Source organism: Streptomyces sp. NPDC041968, assembly GCF_055589025.1.
In genome coordinates this window covers 70171-95101 of record NZ_JBVJCB010000008.1, presented here as the reverse complement: position 1 = coordinate 95101, position 24931 = coordinate 70171, and the positions used below count along the sequence as shown (strand labels likewise).

Sequence of the window (24931 nt, the reverse complement as noted above, 5' to 3'; positions counted from 1 at the left end):
CGTGTCGATACGTCTATTCGGCGACGTCCGTACGACGACGCCGAAGTGACCGAAGTGCAGGTGCAGGTGTGACGGAGGTGCAGGGCGATGGCCGGTTTCCGAAGTCTGGCGAGACAGGTTCGCGATCCACGGTGCGACCTGGCGCTGCGGCGCTATTCACTGCGCAAGTGTCTTGAGCGGTTCGCCCCCTACGGGCACAGGGCGACCTGGGACCATCTGTGCTCCCGGGCCGGGTTCGGCCCCGAGGACCGCTCTCCCGAACCGGCGCGGCTCGTGGCCGCACTGGAGGAGCTGGAGGCGGCGCGCTCGGTGTGGCTGGCCTACGAGGGCGAGTTCGCCGAGCGACGCAGGAAGGAGAAGCACGACGGGCTGCGCAGGCCGGGCAGCGTGGACGACTGGCACCGGCTGACCTGGGGCGGATTCGGGGTCGCCTGGTGCGACGACCCCCGCGTCCATCCCGACGGACCGCTGGCCGAGGTGCTGCGGAACCTCATCTCCGCGCTGGAGCGCGCACCCGGGTCCGTGTGCCCGGTGTGCGACGGGGATCGCCTCGTCTGGAAGTACGACCTGGATCACGAGCCCTCGACCGGGCCCGTCTGCACGGACTGCGGAATACTCGTCCCGCGGCCCGTCCTCACCTCCGACGCGCTGGCGGACGCACGCCGGGGGCGGCTGCTGATGTCGGCCTAGCCGACCGGGGGTGCGCAGGGGATGCCGCACCCCACGGCCCTACGGGATCGCGGGCGACGCGTGTCGTCAGCGGCGCCGGGCACCATGGGGAGATGGTGCAGGTGTGCGCGAACGGCAGCCGGACGGGCGTCGACGGGGCGGTGGTGCCGCTGTCCCCGGAGGCGATCGCCGAGTCCGTGGCCGCGGCGGTCGCCGCAGGGGCCACGGACGTCCACGTCCACCCCAAGACGCCGTGCGGGCGGGACTCGTTGTCGCCCCGGGTGCTCGCGGCCACCCTGGTCGCGGTACGGGCACGGGTGCCCGTACCGGTCCCGGTCGGCGTCACCACGGGCGCCTGGGCCGAACCCGATCCGGCCGTCCGCGCGGCCCGGGTGCGCAGCTGGACGGTCCTGCCCGACCACGCCTCCGTCAACTGGCACGAGCCCGGCGCCGAGCGGGTCGCCGCGGCGCTGATCGAGCGCGGCGTGGGCGTGGAGGCCGGCCTCTGGTCGGGCACGGACGGTCCGGCCCTGTTCCAGCGCTCGCCCCTCGCACCGCGGGTGCTGCGTGTACTGGCCGAGGTCACGGACACCGACCCGGCGACCGTCCGGGAGACGGCGCGCGAGCTGCTGTCCGTCCTCGGCACGGCCCGCGGACGCCCCGTCCTGCTCCACGGCGAGGAGGCCGGCACCTGGCCGGTCCTGCGCCTGGCGGGCCGCCTCGGTCTGGCGACCCGCGTCGGTCTGGAGGACACCCTGTGCCTCCCGGACGGCCGGCGGGCCGCGTCCAACGCCGAGCTGGTCACCGCGGGGCTGGCCGAGTGGGCGTCGGCCCGGCGCAGCGGACGGGCTTGAGGTCCCGGCTCCGCAGGGGGGCGATCCGGGGTGGACCGCACATCGCGCGACCGTGCCGTGGGGACCCGGAGGCGGGCGAGTGCCCCTCCCCGAGCCCATGACGCGCCGTCAGGTACGGGCGCGGGCGGCGGCCCTGCCCGACACCTCAGTCGCAGCACTCCGCCTGCGCGCGGGCCCCGCGCCGCGTACCGCCGCCCCGGGTGGCGGGGTCCCGGCGCTCCACCAACAGGCGGGAGCCGGTGCCGCGTTCGCCGAAGGCGTCGTCGGGGTTGGACAGGACGCAGGTTTCCAGGGACAGGCAGCCGCAGCCGATGCAGTCGGTGAGGTGATCGCGGAGCCGGTTCAGCTGCTTGATGCGCTCGTCCAGTTCGGAACGCCAGGACTCGGAGAGCCGCGCCCAGTCCTCCTCGGTGGGCGTGCGCTCCTCGGGCAGCTCGGCGAGCGCCTCGCGGATCGTGGCGAGCGGGATGCCCACGCGCTGCGCCGCGCGCACGAAGGCCACCCGGCGCAACGTGTCACGGCTGAAGCGGCGCTGGTTGCCCGAGGTCCGGCGACTGCTGATCAGGCCCTTGGACTCGTAGAAGTGCAGGGCGGAGACGGCGGCGCCGCTGCGCGCGGCGAGCTGGCCGACCGTGAGTTCGTGGACCTTCTCGGGAATCTGGGGCACTCCCCCAACCCTACCGACCCCGCCACCTGGCCGGTCCGTTGACATGGGCTCCGCGGGCGACCATGCTAAGCAGTCGCTTAGAGTCGTGGGAACAGGTCGAGCGAGCAGAGAGGCCGGGACATGGCAGAGCCCAGGATCTTCACATCCACCGACGAGGTGAAGGCGGCGGTCGGCGAGCAACTGGGGTACACCGACTGGCTGGAGGTCGACCAGAAGCGGATCGACCTCTTCGCGGAGGCGACCGGCGACCACCAGTGGATCCACGTGGACCCGGAGAAGGCCGCCGCGGGCCCGTTCGGCACCACCATCGCGCACGGCTACCTCACCCTGTCGCTGCTGCCGCTCTTCGGACCGCAGCTCATCCGGGTCGAGGGCGTGACGATGGGCGTCAACTACGGCACGAACAAGGTGCGCTTCCCCTCCCCCGTCCCGGTCGGCTCGCGGCTGCGCGCCACGGCGACGATCACCGGCGTCGAGGACGTCAAGGGAGGGATCCAGGTGACCGTCGCCTTCACCGTGGAACGCGAGGGCGGCGACAAGCCCGTGTGCGTCGCCGAGTCCGTCTCGCGCTACTACGTCTGAGCGGCGCCCGGCGCCCGGGCGCCCACCATCCGCAGCACGAGGTCGGCGTAGAGCGCGCCGACCTCGTCGGGCGTCCGGGGCCCGTTGACGTTGAACCAGCGGGCCACGTCGATGCAGAGCGACAGCACGGCCAGTGTCGTGCCCTTGACGTCCGGCACGTCGAACTCGCCCGACGCCACACCGTCGTCGATGATGCCGCGCACGGCGGCGTCGCACTGCCGGCGCAGCGCGAGGATCTCGTCGCGGGCCTCGGGTCCGAGCGCGTCCAGCTCGTACTGGACGACCCGCGCGGTGGTGCGCCGTCCGGCGTGCCAGCGCACGAAGGAGCTCACCGCGTCGGCGAGCCGCTCGGCGGCGCTCCCCTCGCCCTGGGCCGCGGCGCGCAGGATGGCGACCGCCCGGGCATGGCCGATCCGGCTGATGCGGTGGAGGAGCTCCTCCTTGGTCTTGTAGTGGATGTAGAGCGCGGCCGGGCTCATGCCGGCCCGCCCGGCGATGTCGCGGGTCGTGGTCGCGTGGTACCCGCGCTCCGCGAAAGCCTCCACCGCGGCGACCAGGAGCCGCCGGGCCGCGTCCGGGGTGACCTCTTCCCACGGCTCGGTCTCGCCGCCCGTCGTCTCGGCCGCCGTACTCATCGCTTGTTCGCCCCTCTCGGTGACAGGAGCACCACCATACCGCCGAAGCTGAGCGGTCGCTTAGGGGCGCTGCTGTGCCGGGGTGCCGCCCGGCTTCTGGAAGGGGTCGTGCTCGACGAGGATCTTGTCCAGCCGCGCCTGGTCCACCCGGCTCACGATCTGCCCCACCTCCTGGCGGTCACGGATGATCTTGGCCAGGGTGAAGGCCGAGGTGACCAGGTACAGGACGGCTATGGCGAGGAAGGCGCGCACCCAGGGGTCGGCCTCGAGCTGGTAGATGCCGATGGCGGTGGCGGCCATGGCGACCGAGAACGACGCGACGGCCTGACCGTAGAAGGCCGCCGTGCTCTGCTGCTTGACCGATGTGTCATTCATGGGAACAGGATCGGCGGACGCGGCCCCGGCCACATCCGCCCGCGTACTCAGTCCCGGTACTCAGGGCCGCAGGCCCGGAGCCCGGGGCTCAGAAGGCCGACACCCCCGTCAGCGCCCGTCCGATGACCAGCTTCTGGATCTGGCTGGTGCCCTCGTAGAGGGTCATCACGCGGGCGTCGCGCAGCAGCTTCCCGGCCGGGTACTCGTCGATGTAGCCGTAGCCGCCGAAGACCTGCAGGGCGTTGTTGGCGGCGCGGACCGCGGCCTCCGAGGCGAACAGCTTGGCCTTGGAGGACTCGACGGTGAAGGGCTGTCCGCGGTCGATCAGGTCGGCGACCCGCCAGGTCAGCAGCCGGGCCGCGTCCACGTCGAGGGCGATGTCGCTGATCAGCTCCTGCACCAGCTGGTGGTGGGCGATGGTCTTCCCGAACTGCTCGCGCTCGCCCGCGTACCGCACGGCGACGTCCAGCGCGGCCTGGGCGATGCCGACACAGCCGGCCGCCACCGACATCCGGCCCTTGGCGAGGGCCGACATGGCGACCGAGAAGCCCTTGCCCTCGGGGGCCAGCATCGCGGAGGCGGGGACGCGCACGTCCTCCAGGACCAGCTCGGCGGTGGCCTGGCCGCGCAGCCCGAGCTTGCCGTGGACGGTGCGGCGGCTGAGGCCGGGCGTGTCGGTGGGCACCAGGAAGGCGGAGACGCCCTTGTGGCCGGGGGCGTCGGTCGAGCGGGCGAAGAGCAGCACGACGTCGGCCCAGGTGCCGTTGGTGATGAACATCTTGGTGCCGTTGATGACGTAGTCGCCGCCGTCGCGGACCGCGCGGGTGGAGAGGTTCCCGGCGTCCGACCCCGTGCCGGGCTCGGTCAGCCCGAAGCAGCCGACGTAGTCACCGGAGGTGAGCCCCGGCAGCCAGCGCCGCTTCTGCTCCTCGTCGCCCCACGCGGCGACGGTCTTGGCGACCAGGCCGAGGGAGACGGAGACGATGCCGCGCACCGAGCTGTCACCGCGCCCCAGCTCCTCGGTGACCAGGCAGTACGCGAGGTGGTCACCGCCCGAGCCGCCGTACTCCTCGTCGACGGTGAGCCCGAGGAAGCCGACCTCGCCGAGCTTCTTCACGATCGACCGGTCCACCTCCTCGGCACGGTCCCACGCGACGACGTGCGGGGCGATCTCGCGCTCCACGAAGTCCCGCGCGAGCTGCCGTACGGCGCTCTGCTCCTCGCTGAGCTCCAGGTTCATGCCGAGTCACCCCACAGGAAAGACGTCTTGGAAGCCGTACACCTTGAAAACCGTACATTTAAATTAGCACTGCTAGTTTCTGTCCGCAGCCCTACTATGTGCGCCATGGCCCGACCGCGCAAGCCCCTGCTCAGCACCGACCGGATCGTCGAGACGGCCCGCGCGCTGGTGGACGCGGAGGGCCTCGCGGCCGTCTCCACCCGCCGGCTCGCGGCGGAGCTGGGGGTCAGCGGGCCCTCGCTCTACAACCACTTCCGCACCAAGGACGAGATCCTGGAGGCGGTGGCCGACTCGGTGAGCGCGCAGGTCGACCTGTCGATGTTCGAGGACGGCCGGGAGTGGCGGACCGCGCTGCACGACTGGGCCGTCTCCTACCGGGCGGCGCTGCGCGACCACCCCAACATCGTCCCGGTCCTGGCCCACGGCCCCGGCCGCCGCCCCGCCGCGCTGCGCCTCGCGGACGCCGTCTACGGGGCGATGGTCGACGCGGGCTGGCCGCCGGCCCAGGCCACGTCCATCGGCGCGCTGATGCGCTACTTCGTCATGGGTTCCGCGCTCGGCTCCTTCGCCCGGGGCTTCCCGGACGACGCGAGCGCGTACGACCCCGCCGACTACCCGCACCTCGGCAAGGCGCACCTGCTGGCCGAGCAGCAGGAGAAGATCGACGAGCGCGCCTTCGAGACCGGGCTGGCGGCCCTGCTGGACGGGCTGGCGCAGCAGTACCGGCAGGCCGCGGGGGACGCGTGAGCACACTTCGGCGGGGGCCGAACGGTGCGTGACGCATCCTGGGACGCATGACCACCAGGGAAACCGGGGCCCCCGGACTCGCCCGGCTGGCCGGGCTGATCGCCGACGAGACCCGGGCCGCCTGTCTGCTGGCGCTGCTCGACGGCCGGGCGTGGACCGCCGGCGAGCTGGCCCGGCACGCGGGCGTCGCCGCGTCGACGCTCAGCGAGCACCTGGGCAAGCTCGTCGCGGGCGGTCTGCTCGCCGAGGAGCGGCAGGGGCGGCACCGGTACGTGCGGCTGGCCGACGAGCGGACCGCCCAGCTCGTGGAGGACCTGGCCGCGCAGGTCGCCCCCGAGGCCGCGGCCCGGCGACCGCGTACCCTGCGGGCTTCGAGCGCCGGGTCGGCGATGGCGCGGGGACGCACCTGCTACGACCATCTCGCCGGGCGGCTGGGGATCGCCGTCACCGACGCGCTGACCGGACGCGGGCTGCTGCGCCAGGACACCGGCTTCGCCCTCACGGACGCGGGCCTGGGCTGGTTCGGCACCGCCGGGATCGCCCTGCGGCCCACGGGGCGCAGGCCGCTGGCCCGCGGCTGCCTCGACTGGACCGAACGCCGCCCCCACCTCGCGGGCGTCGCGGGCGCGGCCCTGTGCCGGCACGCCCTGGAGACGGGCTGGTGCGTGCGCATCGGCTCCGAGCGCGCGGTGCGGGTGACGGCGGCGGGCGAGCAGGCGCTGACGGAGCTGCTGGGCATCGACCCGGTGGCACTGCGCTGAGCGCACCGTCCCCGTCCCCGAACCGCCGCGTCCCCGTCCGGAACCCGCCGGTCGACGAACCCCGTCCCTCCTAGCCTCGGGAGCATGATGAGCACCACCCCGCGCGCCACCACTCCGCGCGCCGCTGCCCCTCGCCCGCAGCCGCTCGCGGCCGGCGCCGCCACCGTCACCGTCGTGCTGTGGGCCTCCGCCTTCGTCTCCATCCGCAGCGCGGGTGAGGTCTACTCCCCGGGCGCGCTGGCGCTCGGCCGGCTGCTGTCGGGCGTCCTGGCACTCGGCGCGATCTGCCTGCTGCGCCGGGAGGGGCTGCCGCCGCGGGCCGCCTGGCGGGGCATCGCGATATCGGGGGTGCTGTGGTTCGGCTTCTACATGGTCGTCCTGAACTGGGGCGAGCAGCAGGTGGACGCCGGTACGGCCGCCCTGGTGGTGAACGTCGGGCCGATCCTCATCGCCCTGCTCGGCGCCCGGTTCCTCGGGGACGGACTGCCGCCGCGGCTGCTCGCGGGGATGGCGGTGTCGTTCGCCGGGGCGGTGACCGTGGGCCTGTCGATGTCCGGTGAGGGCGGTTCCTCGCTGTTCGGCGTCGTGCTGTGCCTGCTGGCCGCCGTGGCGTACGCGGGCGGGGTCGTCGCCCAGAAGCCCGCGCTGGGACACGCGAGCGCGCTCCAGGTGACGACCTTCGGCTGCCTGGTCGGCGCGGTGCTCTGCCTGCCGTTCGCGGGGCAGCTGGTGCGGGAGGCGGCCGACGCGCCCGTCTCCGCGACCCTCAACATGGTGTACCTGGGCGTGTTCCCGACCGCTCTGGCGTTCACCACGTGGGCGTACGCCCTGGCCCGTACGACGGCCGGCCGCATGGGCGCGACCACGTACGCCGTGCCCGCCCTGGTCGTACTGATGTCGTGGCTGGCGCTGGGCGAGGTGCCGGGGCTGCTCACCCTGGCGGGTGGCGCGCTGTGCCTGGCGGGCGTGGCGGTGTCGCGGTCGCGGAACCGGAAGGGGACGGCGGCTCCGGAGCCCGAGGGGGCCACGGAGCCGCACGCGGGACACGGGGGCCGGGTCTAGAACACCACCAGCGCCCGTCCGCCCTTGCCCGCCAGCATGTTCTCGAAGGCCGCCGGGATGCCGTCCAGCGCGATCCGCTCCGTCACCAGCGCGCCGAGGTCCAGCCGCCCCGCGCGGACGTGCTCGGCCAGGACGGGGAGGTCCCGGACGGGGTCGGCGTTGCCGTAGACACAGCCGGTGAGGGTGCGGCCCCAGTGGAAGATCTCCAGGGCGTTGAAGGTGACCTGCTGGTCCTTGCCGCCGATGCCGACGACCGTGGTGCGGCCCCCGCGCCGGGTGGATTCCCAGGCGGTGCGGATGGTGACGGCCCGGCCCACGCACTCGACGGCGACGTCCACGCCCTGTTTGCCGGTGAGGGCACGGATCTCGCGGGCGGTGTTCTCACCGGCGACGAGGTAGTCGGTGGCGCCGGCGGCGCGGGCCAGCTCCTCCTTCTCCGGGGACACGTCGACGGCGACGATCTTCGGGGCGCCCGCGATCCGGGCCGACTGGAGCGCGGCGAGCCCCACTCCCCCGACGCCGAACACCGCGACGGTCTCGCCCTCCCGGACCTTCGCCGAGTGGTGGACGGCGCCGTACCCGGTGAGCACGGCGCAGCCGAGCAGGGCCGCGTCGGTGAGGGGGATGCCGTCGGGGACGGGCAGGACGCAGGCCGCGGAGACCACCGTCTCCTCGGCGAAGGCGGCGACGTTGAGCCCGGGGTGGAGGTCGGTGCCGTCGTCGGCGCGGCGGGCGTGCACGTTCGCCGCGCCGGCCAGGGCGTTCGCGCACAGCCAGACCTCGCCGAGCGAGCAGGCGTGGCAGGCGCCGCAGGACGGGGCCCAGTTGAGGACGACGTCGTCGCCGGGGGCGACGTGGGTGACGCCGTCGCCGACGGCGAGGACCGTGCCGGCGCCCTCGTGGCCCAGGACGGCGGGGACCGGCACGCGCATGGTGCCGTTGGACAGGGACAGGTCGGAGTGGCAGACGCCGGCGGCGGCGAGCCGCACGTGGACCTGGCCGGGGCCGGGTGCGGGCAACTCGATCCCGGTGACCTCCAGCGGGGAGCCTACGGCGGGTACGACGGCGGCACGGACAGCGGTACGGACGGCCATGACGTGGACGACTCCCCTGGAGCTAGAACTGGAGGGACTTGGTCTGGAGGTACTCGGCCAGGCCGTGCGAGCCCAGCTCGCGGCCCACGCCGGACTGCTTGTAGCCGCCGAAGGGGGCCAGCGGGTTGAACCGCCCGCCGTTGATGTCGACCTGGCCGGTGTCCATGCGGCGGGCGAAGGCGACCGCCTCGGCCTCGTCCCCGGCCCAGACGGCGCCGGCGAGGCCGTACACCGTGCCGTTGGCGATCCGCAGGGCGTCGTCCTCGTCCTCGTAGCGGAGGATGGTCAGGACGGGGCCGAAGATCTCCTCCTGGGCGACGGTCATCTCCTCGGTCACGTCGGCGAAGACCGTGGGGCTGACGAAGTACCCCTTGTCTCGCGGGGCTTCGGGGCCGCCCGCGACGACGCGGGCGCCCTCGGCGGCACCCTTCTCGATGTATCCGCGCACCCGCTCCTGCTGCTTGGCGTTGACGACCGGGCCGATCCGGTCGCCGTACTTCGCGGCGGCCTCGGCGGCCAGCTCCACGGCCTCGTCGTACTGGTCGCGGTGGACCAGCATGCGGGTCCAGGCGCTGCACGTCTGGCCGGAGTTGGACATGACGTTGGCGACGCCCACGTTCACGGCCTTGGCGAGGTCGGCGCTGGGCAGGATGACGTTGGCGGACTTGCCGCCGAGTTCGAGGGCGACCTTCTTGACGGCGGCGCCGGCGAGGGCGCCGATCCGCCGGCCCACGGCCGTGGAGCCGGTGAAGGAGACCAGGTCGACACCGGGGTGCTCGGCGAGGGCCTGCCCGGCGACCGGACCCAGGCCGGTGACCAGGTTGAAGACGCCCGCCGGCACGCCGGCCTCGTGCACGGCCTCCGCGAAGAGCTGGGCGGTGAGCGGGGTGTCCTCGGCGGGCTTCAGCACGATCGTGCAGCCGGCCGCGAGCGCCGGGGCGACCTTGGCGACGATCTGGTGCAGGGGGTAGTTCCAGGGGGTGATGGCGCCGACCACGCCGATCGGCTCGTGGTGGACGACGGAGTTGCCGACCTTCTCCTCGAAGGCGTACGTGGCCGCCAGCTCGGCGTAGGAGCCGGCGACGGCGATCGGCGCGCCGGCGTGCACGGTCTGCGAGAACTTCAGCGGGGAGCCCAGCTCGGCGGTGACCGTCTCCGCGATCTCGTCCTTGCGGGCGACCAGCACGTCCCGCAGGGCGGCCAGGCGGGCGGCCCGCTCGGCGGGCGGGGTCGCGGCCCAGCCCGGCAGGGCGGCTCGGGCGGCCCGCACGGCGGTGTCGACGTCCAGGGCGTTGCCGGCCGGGACCTGGCCGATCACCTGCTCGTCGGCCGGGTTCACGACGTCGATCGTGTCCCGTCCGTCGGCGGACCGCCAGGCTCCGTCGATGTACATGCCGTCGTGTGCCTTCATCGCGTTCCTTCCGGGCGGGCCTCGTCGTCCGGCCCCAAACTAGCGCCGATAGTTTTACGGCACCAGGGGCGGCCACCATGGTGGCGCGGGTCACCCTCCCGGTGGGGCGGCTTCCGGTGGGCTCACTCCTCCAGGTCCGGCAGCCGGGCGGGGGCGGGGCAGATCCGTTCGCCGTGCTGGTCGAAGACGAACAGGTGGGCCAGGTCGACGAGGAGCGGCACCTGCATGCCGTGGCGCAGGTCGATGTCGGGGGTGGTCCGGACGATCAGGTCGCCGGGCAGGCGGCCTTCGGGCGGGGCCACCGCGGGGCCGGCCTCCTCCGGCTCGTCCATGACCACCACCGGTCCGGCGCGCAGGGCGCCCGCCCGCTCCTTCAGCCGGTGCAGGACCGTGCCGTCGCGGCGACGGCGCCGGGCCGGGCGGGTGAGGGGGCGGGGCGCCTCCAGGTCGGGCACCACGGCCGGCCGCGAGCCGGTGTCGAAGTGCACGAGGACCTCGTGGCCCTGGAACTCGACGTGCTCCACGAGGCCGGTGAGCAGCACCTCGCCGGGGCGGGCGGAGGAGGGCTGCGCGATCCGGACCGCCTCCGAGCGCAGGCCGACGATGACCTCACGGCCCTGCTGGACACGGAGCAGCTGGTGGTCCAGGGAGAGCGGTTCCGGCAGGCGCAGGAACTGCTTGCCCAGGCTGATGGTCATCGCGCCGTCCAGCGGGGCGCGCACCAGGCCGCGCAGCAGATTGATGCGCGGGGTGCCGATGAAGGCGGCGACGAAGACGTTGCGCGGGAGCGCGTACACCGCGCGCGGGGCGTCCACCTGCTGGAGGACGCCTCCGCGCAGGACGGCGACGCGGTCGCCGAGGGACATGGCCTCGGACTGGTCGTGGGTGACGTAGATCGTCGTGACGCCCAGTTCTCGGGTCAGCCTGGTGATCTCGGCGCGCAGGTGGTTGCGGAGCTTGGCGTCGAGGTTGGACAGCGGCTCGTCCATGAGGAAGGCGGTGGGGTGGCGGGCGATGGCCCGGCCCATGGCGACGCGCTGGCGTTCGCCGCCGGAGAGCTGGGCGGGGAAGCGGTCGAGGAGGTCCTCGATGCCCAGCATGCGGGCGGTGGCGTCCACGCGGGGGCCGTGGTCGGCCTGCGGGGCCTCGACGCGCAGCGGGAAGCCGATGTTCCCGCGGGTCGTCATGTTGGGGTACAGGGCGAAGTTCTGGAAGACCATCGCCATGCTCCGCTCGGACGGCAGCAGGTCGTTGGCGTACGCGCCGTCCAGCAGCAGTTCGCCGTCGGTGATCTCCTCCAGGCCGGCGATCATGCGCAGCACGGTGGACTTGCCGCAGCCGGAGGGGCCGAGCAGGACGAGGAACTCGCCGGGCGCGACGTCCAGCGACAGCCGGTCCACCACGCGGACGCCTCGCGCGTAGGTCTTGCTCACGTCGTGCAGGGAGATGGCGCGTGTCATGGCAGGTGCCCCCGGGGGCTCACTGAGCGCTGGTGCTCCGCGGTCGGACGCCCTCGTGCGGGTCGTACGGGGCGTGTGAGTCACGGAAGTTAACGGAATGTGCGCGGGCGGGGGAAGACACCGGACCCGAATTCGATGCCGGCGTCCATCTGGTGAGAAAGCGGACGGTCGAATTCAGCCGCCGGGCCGCTCACACAGGGGCATACGGGCCCCGGGGCGGCCGGTGGAGCGGCTCCGGAGGCGCCGCACGGGACCGCCCGGGCACGGCCGCCGGACCGTACCCGGAACGCCGGCCCCGGCCCGGCGGCGCAGTTCCGCAGCGGGGGCCCGGGACACGCGCAGCGGAGCCGTCAGCGGGCCGTGCGGCGCGGGGCCCGCCGGTCGCGGGGCGCCGCTCCCCCGGTGGGCGGCTCGTTCCCGGGCGGGCCGGAGGAGGAGCGCAGGGCGATGCCCGAGGACAGGAACAGCAGCGCCCCGAGCATCACGAAGGGCGCCGCCACACCCGCGACACCGGCGATCATTCCGGCCGCGGCGGGCGCGGCGACCTGGCCGAGGCGGTTGCCGGTCAGCCGGAGGGCCAGGGCGGTGGAGCGGGCTCCGTCGGGGGCCGCCTGGACGACCGTGGTCATGGACAGCGGCTGGCCGACGCCGAGGCAGAAGCCCAGGGCGACCAGCATCAGCGCGAGCCCCCACACCGGCACCGGCAGCGCGACACCGGCGCACAGCAGGGCGGCCAGCAGACAGGTGACCGTGAGCAGCACGGTGCGGCCGAGCAGCCGCAGCAGGGGCGTCAGCACCAGCCGGCAGGCGATCGTGGCCGCCGCCCGCAGGCTGAGCAGTACGCCGATCACGGCCGGGGAGATGCCCCGGTGCTCGCCGACCACCGGCAGGTAGGCGGTCAGGATGTCGGTGGCGGACAGCACGGACAGGCTGATCAGGATGCCCGCGGGCACGCCCCGGGCGCGCAGGATGCTCCCCACGGGGACGCGCGTGCCCGCCTCCGGGCGGGAGCCGGCGGCCGTCGGGTGCTCTATGCGCCACAGCGACGTGAACGCCACCGCCGCGCCCGCGCCCGCCACCACCAGGGCCCGCGCGCTGCTGCCCGCCATGTCGTGGCCGCCGATCAGCGCGCCCGCCGCGACCGGGCCGATCAGCTGGCCGAGCGAGGCGCCGATCGTGAAGTGGCCGAAGTTGCGGTCCTGTTCGTGCGGCGCGGACTGGCGGGCGACCAGCGACTGGGCGCCGATGACGAAGCAGAGGTGGCCGAGGCCCATGACGCCGCTCCACAGGGCCATCGCCCACAGCGAGCCCGCGACGCCGCTCAGCGCGCAGCCGCCGGCGATGAGCACCACGCCGACGGGCAGCAGCGGCGCGCAGCGGCCGTGGTCGGTGCGGCGGCCGAGCGGGACGGCGGCGAACAGCGGCAACAGCGCGTACACACCGGCGATGACGCCGATCGCCCGCTCGTCCGCGCCCAGCGCGAGGGCCCGGTAGGAGACGGCGGGCCGGGCCATCGACACCGCCCCCTGCGCGAAGCCGAAGGCGATGACGAGGCGGAGCAGCCAGCCGCGGTTCCCACCGGGCGCCATGGTCGTGTCCTTCCCGGACTGCCGGGTCCGTGAGCCGGTCCCCGGTCGAGCCCGAGGAAGCCGGTCCGATGATCAGATGATGCCGAACAGAATGCCCGCCGCGAGGATGACCAGGCTCGTCAGGACCGCCCACTTGACCACGAACCGCGTGTGGTCGCCGAACTCGACCTTGGCCATGCCGACCAGCACGTAGACGGCCGGGACGAGCGGGCTGGACATGTGCAGCGGCTGGCCGACGATCGAGGCGCGGGCGATCTCCAGCGTCGACACCCCGTGCGCCTGACCGGCCTCGGCGAGCACCGGCAGCACGCCGAAGTAGAAGCCGTCGTTCGACATGAAGTAGGTGAGCGGCAGGCTCAGCAGGCCGGTGACCAGGCCCATGTGCGGGCCCATGCCTTCGGGGATGGTGTCCACCAGCCAGTTGGCCATGTGGTCGACCATGCCGGTGCCGGTGAGGACGCCGGTGAAGACGGCAGCGGCGAAGACCATGCCGGAGACGTTGAGCACGTTGTCGGCGTGGGCCGCGATCCGGGCCTTCTGGTCGGGGATGTGGGGGAAGTTGACGGTGAGCGCGAGCGCGGCGCCGAGCAGGAAGAGCACCGGGATCGGCAGCAGCTCCATGATCATGGCGGTGAGCAGGCCGACCGTGAGCAGCGCGTTGAACCAGTACAGCTTGGGACGCAGGGTGGCCCGGTTCGGGTCGAGGCCCTGGAAGTCGTCGTCCGGCTCCCCGTCCCCCGCGGACACCTTCTCCGCACCCGCACCGGCACCCGTACCTGCACCGGAAGCCGCACCCGCGCCCGCACGGGCCCCCGCCCCGGCGCCGACCAGCACCGTCTCGCTCTCCGGCTCCCGCACCAGCGCCTCGTCCAGCGTCAGCGTGCCCACCCGCCGGCGCTCGCGCAGCCCGAGCACGTAGGCGAGGACGACGACGGCGAGCAGACCGACGGCCAGGGCCGGGATCATCGGGACGAAGATGTCGGTGGCGTCGACCTTCAGCGCGGTCGCGGCGCGGGCGGTGGGTCCGCCCCACGGCAGCGTGTTCATCACGCCGTTGGCCATGGCCGCCACACCGGTCATCACGACCAGGCTCATCTTCAGGCGCTTGTACAGCGGGTACATCGCCGAGACCGTGATCATGAAGGTGGTGGAGCCGTCGCCGTCCAGGGAGACGATCGCGGCGAGCAGGGCCGTGCCGACCACGATGCGCATCGGGTCCGCCTTGCAGAACTTCAGGATGGCCCGGACGATCGGGTCGAAGAGCCCGACGTCGATCATCACCCCGAAGTAGACGATCGCGAACATCAGCATCGCCGCGGTGGGGGCGAGGCTGGACACGCCGTCGATGACGTAGTCCCCGAGGTGGGCGCCCTTGCCGACGAACACGCAGAACAGCGCGGGGATCAGCACGAGCGCCGCGATCGGCGACATCTTCTTCATCATGATCAGGACCAGGAAGGTCGCGATCATGGCGAAGCCGAGGATGGTCAGCATGAATGAGTACCTAACGTTCGCCCTTGAACATCCCACCGGGGCAGGCGGTGCGAGCGACGTTAGGTGCCGTGTACGCGCGTTAACAAGATGTTGACACGCGAGCAATAAGCGCAAAACTCCAGGTCACAGCTTTGCTCAGCTGATCGGGCTGACCTCCACGGGCACTCCGTTGAGGACCGCGTTGCCCGAGAGCGGGTCGAGCGCGCTGCCGTCGAGGAGCTGGTTGACGTTGACGCCGGGGTCGGTGGCGGCGTGGGTCAGCCGGGTGCCCGGCCGGTCGTGCCCCCAGCCGTGCGGGAGGCTGACCACGCCCGGCCGGACGGCGTCGGTGACCTCGGCGGGAGCGGTCACCTCACCGCCGGCGCCCTTCACGCGCACGCTCGCCCCGGTGCGCACGCCGAGCCGTTCGGCGTCGTCGGGGTGGAGGTGCAGTGTGCAGCGGTTGGAGCCGCCGGTGAGGGCCGGGACGTTGTGCATCCAGCTGTTGTTGGACCGCAGGTGGCGGCGGCCGACGAGGACGAGCCCGTCGGGGCGCTCGGCCAGGGCCCGCCGCAGCCGCGGCAGGTCGTCGGCGATCGGCCCCGGCAGCAGCTCCACCTTGCCGCTGCGGGTCTTCAGCGGCTGCGGCAGCCGCGGGCGCAGCGGTCCGAGGTCGATGCCGTGCGGGTGCTCCAGGAGCCGCTGGAGCGACAGTCCGTCCGGGCGTACGCCGAAGCCGTCGCCGTAGGGGCCCAGGCGCAGCATCATGTCCAGCCGTCGTTCGGGACCGTTCTCCCCGGTGAGCAGGGCGGTCAGTTCGACGGGGTCGCGGCCGTGCACGGGCGAGTGCGGGTCACGGACGGACCTGGAGAGGGTCTGCTCGATCACCATGGCGTCGACGGCGGCCGGGTCGGTCCCGTGCCGGCCGGAGGCGGCCAGGGTCAGCCGGGCCAGGATCTCGGTCTCGGCCATGCGGCCGGGCTCCAGCGGGACGGCCGGGCGGGTGTAGCGGACCTGGTTGCGCACGGCGAGGGTGTTGAGGGCGAAGTCGTGGTGCGGGCTCTGGGCCGGCGGGGGCGGCGGCAGGACGACGTGGGCGTGGCGAGAGGTCTCGTTGAGGTAGGGGTCGACGCTGACCATGAAGTCCAGCGAGTCCAGGGCCCGGTCGAGCCGGTTCCCGTCGGGTGCCGACAGGACGGGGTTGGCGGCGACGGTGATCAGCGCCCGGACCGGTTCGCCCTCGTCGGTGACGGTGTCGATCTCCTCGGCGAGGACGGACAGCGGCAACTCGCCCTTGGCCTCGGGGTGTCCGCCCACCCGGGAGCGCCAGCGGCCGAGCGCGAAGCCCCGGCCGGGCCCGGCGGGGCGGGGCGTCCGGTCGGTGGCCGCCTGCGGGAAGAGGGCGCCGCCGGGCCGGTCGAGGTTGCCGGTGAGGAGGTTGAGGACGTCCACGAGCCAGCTGGCGAGGGTGCCGTGCGGGACGGTGCAGCTGCCGATGCGGCCGTAGACGGCGGCGGTGGGGGCCGCGGCGAGTTCACGGGCGAGGGCGCGCGTCACGCCGGCCTCCACGTCACAGGCCGCGGCGACCGCCTCCGGCGTGAAGTCCCGGACCGCCGCGGCCACTTCCTCCACGCCCTCGACGTGCGAGGCCTGCTCGCCCAGCTCCACCAGGTCCTCTTCGAAGAGTACGTGGGCCATCGCGGCGAGCAGCAGGGCGTCGGTGCCGGGGCGGATCGCCACGTGCCGGTCGGCGAGCTTCGCGGTGCGGGTGCGACGCGGGTCGATGACGGTGAGGGTGCCGCCGCGGGCCCTGAGGGCCTTGAGGCGGCCGGGGAAGTCGGGCGCGGTGCACAGACTCCCGTTGGACTCCAGCGGGTTGGCGCCGATCAGCAGCAGGTGGTCGGTGCGGTCCAGGTCGGGCACCGGGATGGCGTTGGCGTCGCCGAAGAGCAGCCCGCTGGAGACGTGCTTGGGCATCTGGTCGACCGTGGAGGCGGTGAAGAGGCTGCGCGTGCCGACGGCCGCGAGCAGAACGGACGGGTAGAGGGCGCCGGCCACGGTGTGCACGTTGGGGTTGCCGAGGACGACGCCGACGGCGTGCGGACCGTGCCGTTCGACGACGGTCCGGACCCCGGCGGCGACCGCGTCGAACGCCTCCTCCCAGGTGGCCTCGCGCAGTGCGCCGCCCCTGCGCACCAGGGGGGTGCGCAGCCGGTCGGGGTCGGAGTCGACGGCACCGAAGGACGCGCCCTTGGGGCAGATGAACCCACGGCTGAACACGTCGTCGCGGTCGCCGCGGGCGGCGGTGACCGTGGTGCCGTCGATGGTGAGGGCCAGGCCGCAGGTGGCCTCGCACAGGGGGCAGATACGCAGGGCGGTGCGGGGCACGGGTCCTCCCGGGGGCGGCAGCGGCGCTTCCTCGCGGCGAGCATACCGACCGGTAGGCATGTTGGGGAGACCCGCGCGGGAGGCCGTACGGCACCGGCCGTCACTCCAGTACGCGCCCCAGGTACGCCCGCAACAGCTCCCGGGCCTCCTCGATGATCTTCTCGTCCCCGTCCGGCGCGACCCGGAAGGCGAGCTGGACCAGGGAGTCGGCGGTCTCCACGGCGACGAGGAAGACGCGGCGCAGATCGTCGTCGGGGCTGCGGCCGAGGTAGCCGGAGAGCAGTTCGGTGAGCCGGTCGGCGACCCGGTGGTTGGGGACGGCGTGGCGGCCGCCGACCGGGATCTGGTTGCCGAAGTCGATCAGGGAGAAGCCGGGCGCGGTGCGCTTCATCGCCAGGTACTCGTCGAGCACCGCGTCCAGTGCCCCGCGCCAGCCGCCGTCGCCGGTCCCGGTGAGCCGTTCGGTGACGCGGTCCGCGTAGCGTTCCAGGTTGCGCTGGGCGAGCGCGTCGACCATCTGCCGCTTGTTGCCGAAGAAGCGGTACACCGAGCCGATGGGGACGTCCGCGCGCAGCGCGACGGCCCGGGTGCTCAGGCCGTCGTAGCCGGCCTCGTCGAGGAGGTCGGCGCAGGCGTCGAGGATCCGGGTCAGCCGTTCGGCGCTGCGCCGCTGGACGGGGGCGCGGCGGAGCGAGGTCGCGTGGGACACGGGTCTCATGATGCCCTTCCGCCGCGGTCCGGTGAACTGTGACCTTCAGTACGGTGCGGGCCGGCGCCCCCGTTCACCGGCCCATCGTGCCGGCGGGCGGGCCCTGCTCCTCGATCCCCTCCGGCCCCGTCGCCTCCGTGGGCTCCAGCTCCGACGCCGTGATGTCCGCCGTGCTCTCGACGGGCTCGCCGTCGGCGGCCCAGACGGTGCCGTCGTCCGCGTACAGGCGGACCGTGACCTGGTGCGTGCCGCGCGGGACGAGGCGGGCGGCGAGGTGGTGCTCCGGGCCGCGCAGGCGGGTGACGAGGTCGCCGTCGAGGAAGAGGTGGGCGACACCGCGGCCGGCCACCGCCCTCGCCTCCGTACCGGGCGGCGAGAACCTGAAGTCGCGGACGGTCAGGCGTACGTCCCAGCCGCCGTCGCTCTCGGGCTGCACCTCTATGCCGACCTCGGGCGCCCGCGCGCCGTCCACCTCCCGGTAGCGCCGGCCCTCCTCGTCGGTGGTGTCGAGCAGTCTGCCCACCGGGGTGGCCGAGGCCCGGGTCTCCGGTTCGCCCTCGGCACCGGAACCGCAGCCCACGGATCCGGTCAGCAGCAGGACACAGACCGCGAGCACGGTGCGTACTCCCCGCGTCCACGACATGACGGGAGACTAGAACACGGGTCCGACCCGGCGGATCCCCCTGGGGTCCGGTTCCGGTCATCCTCCTCAAGAGGGACCCGTACCGGTCCGGAAGAACCCGTGCGCCCTCTTGCGCGGGGGAAACCGCAATCCTACGGTGTCCCATAGGAATCGGGTGGCGAGGGAGCGATCAATGAGCGGGGACGCGCGGAAGACCGCGGAGGGGTTGGCGTACCTGTCCGGCTTCGGCAACGAGCACAGCTCGCAGGCCGTGCCGGGCGCGCTGCCCGAGGGCCGGAACTCGCCCCAGCGAGCACCTCTCGGGCTGTACGCGGAACAGTTGAGCGGCACCGCGTTCACGGAACCGAGGGCGGACAACCGGCGTTCGTGGCTGTACCGCATCCGCCCGTCGGCCGCGCACCCGGCGTTCACCCGCACGGGCAACGGCGCGATCCGTACGGCCCCCTTCACCCAGGCCGTGCCCGACCCGAACCGCCTGCGCTGGAGTCCGCTCCCCGCCTCCGAGGCCGGTACGGACTTCCTGGCGGGCCTGTGGACGCTCGGCGGCAACGGCGACGTCACCCAGCGCACCGGCATGGCCGTGCACCTGTACCACGCCACGGCCTCCATGGACCGCGTGTTTAGCGACGCGGACGGAGAGCTGCTGATCGTCCCTGAGCGCGGCGGGCTGCTGCTGCGCACCGAGTTCGGGCTGCTGCACGCCGAGCCCGGCCATGTGGCGCTGATCCCGCGCGGGGTGCGCTTTCGCGTGGAGCTGCTCGACGAGGACGCGCGCGGGTACGTCTGCGAGAACTACGGCGCCCCCTTCCGCCTCCCCGACCTCGGCCCGATCGGCGCCAACGGCCTGGCGAACGCGCGGGACTTCAAGGCACCCGTCGCGGCCTTCGAGGACGACGAGAGCCCCACGGAGGTGGTCAACAAGTTCTGCGGCAACCTCTGGACCGCCGTGTACGACCACTCCCCCCTCGACGTGGTCGCCTGGCACGGCAACCATGTGCCGTACGTCTACGACCTGCGCCGTTTCAACGTCATCGGCACCATCTCGTACGACCACCCGGACCCGTCGATCTTCACGGTGCTCACGTCCCCGTCGGACACCCCCGGCCTCGCCGGCGTGGACTTCGTGGTCTTCGCGCCGCGCTGGCTGGTGGGCGAGGACACCTTCCGGCCGCCGTACTTCCACCGGAACGTGATGAGCGAGTACATGGGCCTGATCGAGGGCGCCTACGACGCGAAGGCCGAGGGCTTCGTCCCCGGCGGCGGTTCGCTGCACAACATGATGTCGGCGCACGGGCCGGACCGGGAGACCTTCGACCGGGCGAGCGCCGCCGAGCTGAAGCCGCAGCGGATCGACGACGGCCTGGCGTTCATGTTCGAGACGCGCTGGCCGGTGACCCTCACCCCCCAGGCGGCCCGCGCCGAGCACCTGCAACCGCGCTACGACGACGTCTGGCAGGGCATGGAGCGTCACTTCCGCCCCTTGCACTGAGCAATGCCTACCGGTACGGATGGCCCGTGACCTCCTTCGCCCCGGACTCCATCGTCCTGAACCGCAAGCTGCCGCTCTGGTACCAGGTGTCGCAGTCGCTGCGCGCCTCGATACTCGGCCGCTCGCCGCGGGACCCGCTGCGCCTGCCCACCGAGGAGCAGCTGGCCGGTCACTACGGGGTGAGCGTGCTGACCATGCGGCAGGCACTGAAGGAGTTGGAGGACGAAGGGCTGATCACCCGGCACCGCAGGCGCGGCACGTTCATCGAACCGCACGCCCGGCGGGGCGCCCCGGTGCGGCTGCTGGGCTCGGTGGACGCGATCGTGGCCCAGCAGTCCGGCATGCGGACCGAGCTGCTCGACCACGGCACCGGCCCGGTCCCGGCCGAACTGGCCGAGCACTTCCCGGATCTGGCCGAGACGGCGACGTACCACCGGCTGCGCCGCGAGGAGAAGACGGGCGAGCCCACCAACCACGCCCGCAACTACGTCCGCCCCGAGATCGCCGCCCGCGTCGACCCGGCCGATCTGGCCCGCTGGCCGATGACCAAGGTGCTGCGGGACGTGGTGGGCGTGGACATCAGCCGGATCACGGACACCGTCGAGGCCCGGCTCGCGGACCCGGAGACCGCCCGGCTGCTCGACGTCCCGCTGCTCAGCCCGATCCTGCACTACACCGGCATCACCTACGACAGCGCGGGACGGGTGCTGGACGTGGCCGTCATCCACTACCGGGGCGACCGCTTCTCCTTCACGGTCACCCTGGACGCCACCTGAGGCCCGGGGGCCCCGTCGTACGATGCCCAGCGTGACGCACGACGACGCTCCGCCGCTGGCGGACCTCATGCCGTGGTCCGTCGCACCGCCGCGGCTCGGCCGGGGGTGGCCGGCGGCTCCCGACCCGGCATCCCTGAGGGCCCGTTGGGACGCCCTGGTGAAGGCGGAGGGCCCCGACCGCGAGGCCCTGCTGGAGCCGACGCGGTCCCGCACGCTGCACACGGCGGTCGGCCGGCTGCCGGGCGCGTCCGGCGGCACGGAGAAGCTGCTGCGCGCCCACGGGCCGTGCCCGGAACCGGTCCGCGTGCTGCGCGCGCCCTTCGACGAGCAGTGGCTGATCCCCGACCACCGGCTGATCGACGCGGCCCGTCCCGAGCTGTGGCGGGTGGCGGACGGGCAACAGGTCTTCGTGGCGGAGACCGCCGAGGCAACGGGCCCTCCGCTGCTCCTGGCGACCTCCCGGCTGCCCCTGCTCGGCGGCGCCCGGGTCCGCCCGCTGTTCCGCCGCCCCGGCGGCACGGAGCCGAACCTCGCCCCCGGCCTCCTGGACCACCTGGCCGCCCGGCTCGGCGGGCGCCCCGAGCCGCTGGACGTCCTGGCCTGGACGGTGGCGGCCGTGCGGGAGGGCTCCCTGGTCCCGCTCACCGCGGACCCGGCGCTGTGGGAGTACGGCGTCGGCCTGGGCCGGCGCGTCCTGTGGCTGATGCGCCGCGACGGCGAGCGCCCCAAGCTGCCCGGCGGCCGCCGCCCGTACGTCCGTGCCCCGCTGCCCGCGCGCCCGCTGACCCTGCGCTACGACCGGGAGGAGGAGGCCCTGTACCTGGACGAGGGCCGGGTCTCCCCCGTGCCGCCCGGCGCCTGGGACTTCGAGGCGGGCGGGGTGCGGGTGCTGGAGCAGTGGTTCGCGGCCCGCACCGCCGAGGGCGAGCCGGGCACGCTCGCGGCGCTCCGCCCGGCCGGCTGGCCGCAGACCTGGACGTCCGAGCTGCTGGAGCTGATCACGGTTCTCGCGCTGCTCGCCGAGGTCCGGCCGCGATGCCGGGAACTCACGGTGTCGGCGGAGATCACGGCGGCCGAACTGCGCGCGGCAGGCGTTCTCCCGGTGCCGTCGGCGGCCCGTCGGCCGGCTTCCGTCCTGGACGGCCGGGAAGAGGGCCCGGAGGGCCAGCTGGCACTGCTGTAGCCCGGCCGGAGGACCGGTGGGCGTCACCGCCGGGCGGGGAAACGGTGACGCGAGGAGACGAACCCGGGCACGGGACGAACCGGCCGGGCCCACGGGGCCGGGCGGACCTACGACATCGGGCGCGCGAGGCGGACGGACGGAGTCGGACGTACGAGTCGGGCGTACGGGTCAGTCAGGCGTACGAGCGGGGCGTACGGGATCGTGCCCGCGCCCGGGAACACACCGGGGCGCCGCTGCGTGCCGTGGGGATGACGGACGTGTGCGGCGGCGCCGCGCCGGGGACGGTGTGCCGCCGGAGCGCGGGCCTCAGTTGCTGCCGAACAGCGAACGACGCAGTCGGCGCAGCGGCGCGAACAGCGAGACCCGGCGCACCCTGGCGCCCCTGCTGCTGCGCTTGTGCGCGGGCTCACGCGCGGTCAGCTCACGCATCAGCGACGTCGCCTCCACCGTCTCCCGCTGCGGAAGGGCAGGCCCTCCCAGCACCGCGAGATGGCGGTCGAGACGCGAGCTGGTCGCGCTGCTCCCGCAGGTGATCGCAGGGACCCTGGCCCTGCTGCGCACTGTTATCTGTTCCATGTCACTCCCCACCCGTACGAGTCCACCCGGCCCGGGCAGGGTAACCCTATCGCCCCGGTGCGGCACGCGTGTATCGCGGTCACAGGATTCACCTTCCCCGTAAGGGGGTTGACGATTACTCTCCGAATCCAACAGATTCCAGGGTGAGTTGGACAACCGGCCTGCTCGTCGGCCGGTCGGAGCCGCCGCCGGGTTCGACGGTCACGGCCAGTGACGTGACGGACGGTCGCAGACCGGAGGCGATCAGGGGCGTGTCGCCGTCGAGGAGCCCCAGGGAGCGCGGCCCGGCGCCGGGGCGCACGAGCCACAGCTGGTGCACGCGGTCGCCGGACGGCTCGCCGTATCCGCTCAGGGTGACGACCGCGCGCCCCTCGGACGCGGAGGCGACCACCGCGAGGGTGCGGCCCCGGCCGTCCGTGTCGGACGTCGCGCGGACGTCCGGAGCCGCGAGAACGTGGGCGATCTCACGTGCCCGGTCCTCCGCGGCGTCCAACTCCCCCTGTGTCCGGTCCGCCTGTACGGCGAAGAGCGAGGCCACCACGAGGGCCGCCGCCGCCGTGGCCGTGGCGAACGGCACGAGCAGGTGGCGCGGCCGGGAGGCGCGGGAGCGCCCCGGCGGCGGCAGGACGCCCCACACGTGCGGCGGCACTCTCGGTACGGTCTCGGGCGCGGGCTCCTGCGGGGTGGTGCGTACGGCGGCCAGGACGCGGTCGCGCAGTGCCGCCGGCGCCGGGGCGGCCGTGGACCGGGCCAGCCGGACGGCGCCCTCGGTCAGGGCCCGTACCTCGGCGGCGCAGCGGACGCACCCTCGCAGGTGCCGTTCGAAGCGGACCCGTTCGGCGCCCTCCAGGGCGTCCAGGGCGTAGGGGGCGGCGAACGAGTGGAGGTCGCCGCGGCGCGACAGCCGGCCGAGGGGGCTCATGCGGCGCCCCCCAGGCAGTCGCGCAGGCGGGTGAGGCCGTCCCTCATCCGTGTCTTGACGGTGCCCAGGGGAAGGGAGAGGCGTTCGGCCACCTCCCGGTAGGTGTAGCCGTCGTAGTAGGCGAGGGTGACCGACTGGCGTTGCAGGGCGGTCAGCCGGTCCAGGCAGCGGCGTACCCCTTCGCGTTCGAGACCCGCCTCGACCTCCTCGGACACCTGGTCGAAGGCGGGAAGGTGGGCGCGGCGGGCCTCGCGTCGTTCGCGTTCGCCGGCCGCGCGGGCGCTGCGGACCCGGTCGACGGCGCGGCGGTGCGCGACGGTGAGGATCCAGGACAGGGCACTTCCCCGGCGCGGGTCGAACCGCGCGGCGGACCGCCACAGTTCGAGCAGCACCTCCTGCGCCACCTCCTCGGACTGGGCGGGGTCGCGGACCACGCGCCGTACGAGTCCGAACACCGGACCGGACACCAGTCCGTACAGGTCCTCGAAGGCCTTCTGGTCGCCGTCCGCCACGAGCACCAGCAGCTCGTCCGCCTCCACGGGTCCCCCCTCTCCGCGGGCCGCGCCGGCCCGTCGACATCACCGCGGGGCGCGCGCGGCGGCGCGCCCTCGGGCGGAGGTACGGATGCGCGGGCGGAAAACGCGGGTCGGCGGCCTCGACCTGGAAGCGGGAGGAGGGGAGACCCCGACCGGCGGGGCCTCCCCTCCTCTTCTCCTTCTGCTTCCGCTTTTCCGGTCAGGCGGCGCTGTTGAGGACCGGCAGGTAGCCACCGGACTGGCCGGCCGCGGTCGGGTGGTACGACTCGCCGATGTTCAGCCAGTTCACGCTGTGCAGCCAGGAACTGCCGGAGCAGATCTCGTGCCCGGTGAACGTCGTACGCACGTCGCCGAAGGTGAAGCCGTGGTCGGCGGCGCGCTTGGCGATCGCGGTGTTGAGGTGGTCGGCGGCGTCGTTGATCGCCTTCCGCTTGGTCTCGGAGAGGCCGAGGCAGGAGGCGCCGAGCTGGTAGAAGCGCGGATAGCCGATGACGACGACCTCGGCGTTCGGGGCCCTGCCGCTGATCGCCGAGTAGACGCCGTCGAGGTTGCCGGGCAGCGTCGAGTCGACGTACGCCTTCGCGGTGGCGATCCGCGACAGGCAGGAGCTGTCGGACTGGAGGACGCAGGTCATCATCACGTCGGCGAATCCCGCGTCGTTGCCGCCGACGCTGATCGAGACCAGGCCGGTGGCGGTGCTGAGCGGGCCGAGTTGTCCGGCGAGAACATCACCCGTACGGGCGCCGGAACAGGCCGTGAAGTCGAAGGTCGAGGGTGAGTTGGCGGCCGCCCAGAGGTAGGGGTGAGCCTTCGTGCTGCGCTTGCAGTCGCCGCTGGAGGCGATGTAGCTGCCCGCTCCGACGCCGGAGGAGTAGGAGTCGCCGAGCGCCACATAGCCGCCGGACACTGCGGGTTGGGCCGCCTGGGCGGTCGCGGCCCCGGTGAGGGCGGCGCCGGCGGCGAGGAGGACGGAAGTCAGGAAGCCGACAAGTCGGGAACGTCTCATGGAACCTCCTTTAGCAGGGTCTCTGCCATGAACCGTGGTAGCAGCTACGCGTGTTGACAGGAAGTGTCCATGCCAAAAAATGGC

General features: G+C 73.5%; 25 protein-coding genes. 9 read left to right on the top strand and 16 right to left on the bottom strand.

The window, feature by feature from the left end:
• Positions 1-87 precede the first annotated feature (87 nt).
• Positions 88-690 carry a hypothetical protein gene (locus ACZ6EG_RS20480; RefSeq protein WP_391970199.1) on the top strand — a complete coding sequence of 201 codons (603 nt, stop codon included), beginning with the start codon at positions 88-90 and terminating at the stop codon, positions 688-690.
• A gap of 92 nt (positions 691-782) precedes the next feature.
• Positions 783-1523 (top strand): 3-keto-5-aminohexanoate cleavage protein, encoded by a 741-nt coding sequence (locus tag ACZ6EG_RS20475; protein ID WP_469606355.1) that lies wholly within the window; start codon positions 783-785, stop codon positions 1521-1523.
• Between the two features lie 145 nt (positions 1524-1668).
• Here ACZ6EG_RS20475 and soxR read toward each other — a convergent pair whose 3' ends face one another.
• Positions 1669-2190 (bottom strand): redox-sensitive transcriptional activator SoxR, encoded by a 522-nt coding sequence (gene soxR, locus ACZ6EG_RS20470; RefSeq protein WP_391970197.1) that lies wholly within the window; start codon positions 2188-2190, stop codon positions 1669-1671.
• A 120-nt stretch (positions 2191-2310) separates the two neighbouring features.
• On the opposite strand from soxR, the gene ACZ6EG_RS20465 reads away from it, so the two are divergent.
• On the top strand, positions 2311-2772 hold the full coding sequence (locus ACZ6EG_RS20465; RefSeq protein WP_383648606.1) for a MaoC family dehydratase: 462 nt from the start codon (positions 2311-2313) through the stop codon (positions 2770-2772).
• Here the strand turns inward: ACZ6EG_RS20465 and ACZ6EG_RS20460 are convergent.
• The 3 genes from ACZ6EG_RS20460 to ACZ6EG_RS20450 all read right to left on the bottom strand — a co-directional run bounded on the left by ACZ6EG_RS20460 (position 2763) and on the right by ACZ6EG_RS20450 (position 5022).
• Entirely contained in the window at positions 2763-3407 is a 645-nt protein-coding gene (locus ACZ6EG_RS20460; protein WP_383648604.1) for a TetR-type transcription factor C-terminal domain-containing protein, read from the bottom strand. The two genes, ACZ6EG_RS20465 and ACZ6EG_RS20460, sit on opposite strands and share 10 nt — an antisense overlap.
• 60 nt (positions 3408-3467) lie before the next feature.
• Positions 3468-3782, bottom strand: coding sequence for a YiaA/YiaB family inner membrane protein (locus ACZ6EG_RS20455; RefSeq protein WP_053128400.1), 315 nt, complete (start codon positions 3780-3782; stop codon positions 3468-3470).
• An 88-nt stretch (positions 3783-3870) separates the two neighbouring features.
• A complete protein-coding gene (locus tag ACZ6EG_RS20450; protein ID WP_469606349.1) occupies positions 3871-5022 on the bottom strand; it encodes an acyl-CoA dehydrogenase family protein in 1152 nt (383 codons plus the stop codon).
• A gap of 105 nt (positions 5023-5127) precedes the next feature.
• Here ACZ6EG_RS20450 and ACZ6EG_RS20445 point away from each other — a divergent pair, with 105 nt between their 5' ends.
• From ACZ6EG_RS20445 to ACZ6EG_RS20435, 3 genes are all read left to right on the top strand, one after another.
• Entirely contained in the window at positions 5128-5769 is a 642-nt protein-coding gene (locus ACZ6EG_RS20445) for a TetR/AcrR family transcriptional regulator (RefSeq protein ID WP_356606042.1), read from the top strand.
• Positions 5770-5816: 47 nt separating this feature from the next.
• Positions 5817-6530 (top strand): ArsR/SmtB family transcription factor, encoded by a 714-nt coding sequence (locus ACZ6EG_RS20440; RefSeq protein ID WP_391970195.1) that lies wholly within the window; start codon positions 5817-5819, stop codon positions 6528-6530.
• 87 nt (positions 6531-6617) lie between these two features.
• Positions 6618-7592 carry a DMT family transporter gene (locus ACZ6EG_RS20435; protein WP_469606754.1) on the top strand — a complete coding sequence of 325 codons (975 nt, stop codon included), beginning with the start codon at positions 6618-6620 and terminating at the stop codon, positions 7590-7592.
• Here ACZ6EG_RS20435 and ACZ6EG_RS20430 read toward each other — a convergent pair.
• From ACZ6EG_RS20430 to ACZ6EG_RS20395, 8 genes are all read right to left on the bottom strand, one after another.
• Complete coding sequence (locus ACZ6EG_RS20430) at positions 7589-8686, bottom strand: zinc-binding dehydrogenase (RefSeq protein WP_391970194.1); 1098 nt, start codon at positions 8684-8686, stop codon at positions 7589-7591. The two genes, ACZ6EG_RS20435 and ACZ6EG_RS20430, sit on opposite strands and share 4 nt — an antisense overlap.
• Positions 8687-8708: 22 nt before the next feature.
• Positions 8709-10097 (bottom strand): aldehyde dehydrogenase family protein, encoded by a 1389-nt coding sequence (locus tag ACZ6EG_RS20425; protein ID WP_469606343.1) that lies wholly within the window; start codon positions 10095-10097, stop codon positions 8709-8711.
• Positions 10098-10219: 122 nt separating this feature from the next.
• Entirely contained in the window at positions 10220-11557 is a 1338-nt protein-coding gene (locus ACZ6EG_RS20420) for an ABC transporter ATP-binding protein (RefSeq protein WP_391970193.1), read from the bottom strand.
• Between the two features lie 350 nt (positions 11558-11907).
• Entirely contained in the window at positions 11908-13146 is a 1239-nt protein-coding gene (locus ACZ6EG_RS20415) for an MFS transporter (protein ID WP_391970192.1), read from the bottom strand.
• A 72-nt stretch (positions 13147-13218) separates the two neighbouring features.
• Positions 13219-14640 (bottom strand): CitMHS family transporter, encoded by a 1422-nt coding sequence (locus ACZ6EG_RS20410; RefSeq protein WP_391970191.1) that lies wholly within the window; start codon positions 14638-14640, stop codon positions 13219-13221.
• 135 nt (positions 14641-14775) lie between these two features.
• Positions 14776-17007 (bottom strand): molybdopterin oxidoreductase family protein, encoded by a 2232-nt coding sequence (locus ACZ6EG_RS20405; protein ID WP_469606338.1) that lies wholly within the window; start codon positions 17005-17007, stop codon positions 14776-14778.
• Positions 17008-17107: 100 nt separating this feature from the next.
• Positions 17108-17725 carry a TetR/AcrR family transcriptional regulator gene (locus tag ACZ6EG_RS20400; protein ID WP_469606335.1) on the bottom strand — a complete coding sequence of 206 codons (618 nt, stop codon included), beginning with the start codon at positions 17723-17725 and terminating at the stop codon, positions 17108-17110.
• Positions 17726-17789: 64 nt separating this feature from the next.
• Positions 17790-18359 (bottom strand): hypothetical protein, encoded by a 570-nt coding sequence (locus tag ACZ6EG_RS20395; RefSeq protein ID WP_469606331.1) that lies wholly within the window; start codon positions 18357-18359, stop codon positions 17790-17792.
• 172 nt (positions 18360-18531) lie between these two features.
• On the opposite strand from ACZ6EG_RS20395, the gene hmgA reads away from it, so the two are divergent.
• Genes hmgA through ACZ6EG_RS20380 form a run of 3 tightly spaced genes read left to right on the top strand, consistent with a single transcriptional unit; the run spans position 18532 to position 21807 of the window.
• Positions 18532-19848, top strand: coding sequence for a homogentisate 1,2-dioxygenase (gene hmgA, locus ACZ6EG_RS20390; protein WP_391970187.1), 1317 nt, complete (start codon positions 18532-18534; stop codon positions 19846-19848).
• 26 nt (positions 19849-19874) lie between these two features.
• Positions 19875-20624, top strand: coding sequence for a GntR family transcriptional regulator (locus ACZ6EG_RS20385; RefSeq protein ID WP_356606064.1), 750 nt, complete (start codon positions 19875-19877; stop codon positions 20622-20624).
• Between the two features lie 22 nt (positions 20625-20646).
• Positions 20647-21807 carry a type ISP restriction/modification enzyme gene (locus tag ACZ6EG_RS20380; protein ID WP_391970186.1) on the top strand — a complete coding sequence of 387 codons (1161 nt, stop codon included), beginning with the start codon at positions 20647-20649 and terminating at the stop codon, positions 21805-21807.
• A 306-nt stretch (positions 21808-22113) separates the two neighbouring features.
• Here the strand turns inward: ACZ6EG_RS20380 and ACZ6EG_RS20375 are convergent, their stop codons facing one another.
• From ACZ6EG_RS20375 to ACZ6EG_RS20360, 4 genes are all read right to left on the bottom strand, one after another.
• On the bottom strand, positions 22114-22383 hold the full coding sequence (locus ACZ6EG_RS20375; RefSeq protein WP_053128431.1) for a hypothetical protein: 270 nt from the start codon (positions 22381-22383) through the stop codon (positions 22114-22116).
• A 115-nt stretch (positions 22384-22498) separates the two neighbouring features.
• Entirely contained in the window at positions 22499-23305 is an 807-nt protein-coding gene (locus tag ACZ6EG_RS20370) for an anti-sigma factor (protein WP_469606325.1), read from the bottom strand.
• Entirely contained in the window at positions 23302-23844 is a 543-nt protein-coding gene (locus ACZ6EG_RS20365) for a sigma-70 family RNA polymerase sigma factor (RefSeq protein WP_391970184.1), read from the bottom strand. Before ACZ6EG_RS20365 ends, ACZ6EG_RS20370 begins: the two co-directional genes overlap by 4 nt.
• A gap of 196 nt (positions 23845-24040) precedes the next feature.
• Positions 24041-24847, bottom strand: coding sequence for an SGNH/GDSL hydrolase family protein (locus tag ACZ6EG_RS20360; RefSeq protein ID WP_391970183.1), 807 nt, complete (start codon positions 24845-24847; stop codon positions 24041-24043).
• Between the last annotated feature and the right edge of the window lie 84 nt (positions 24848-24931).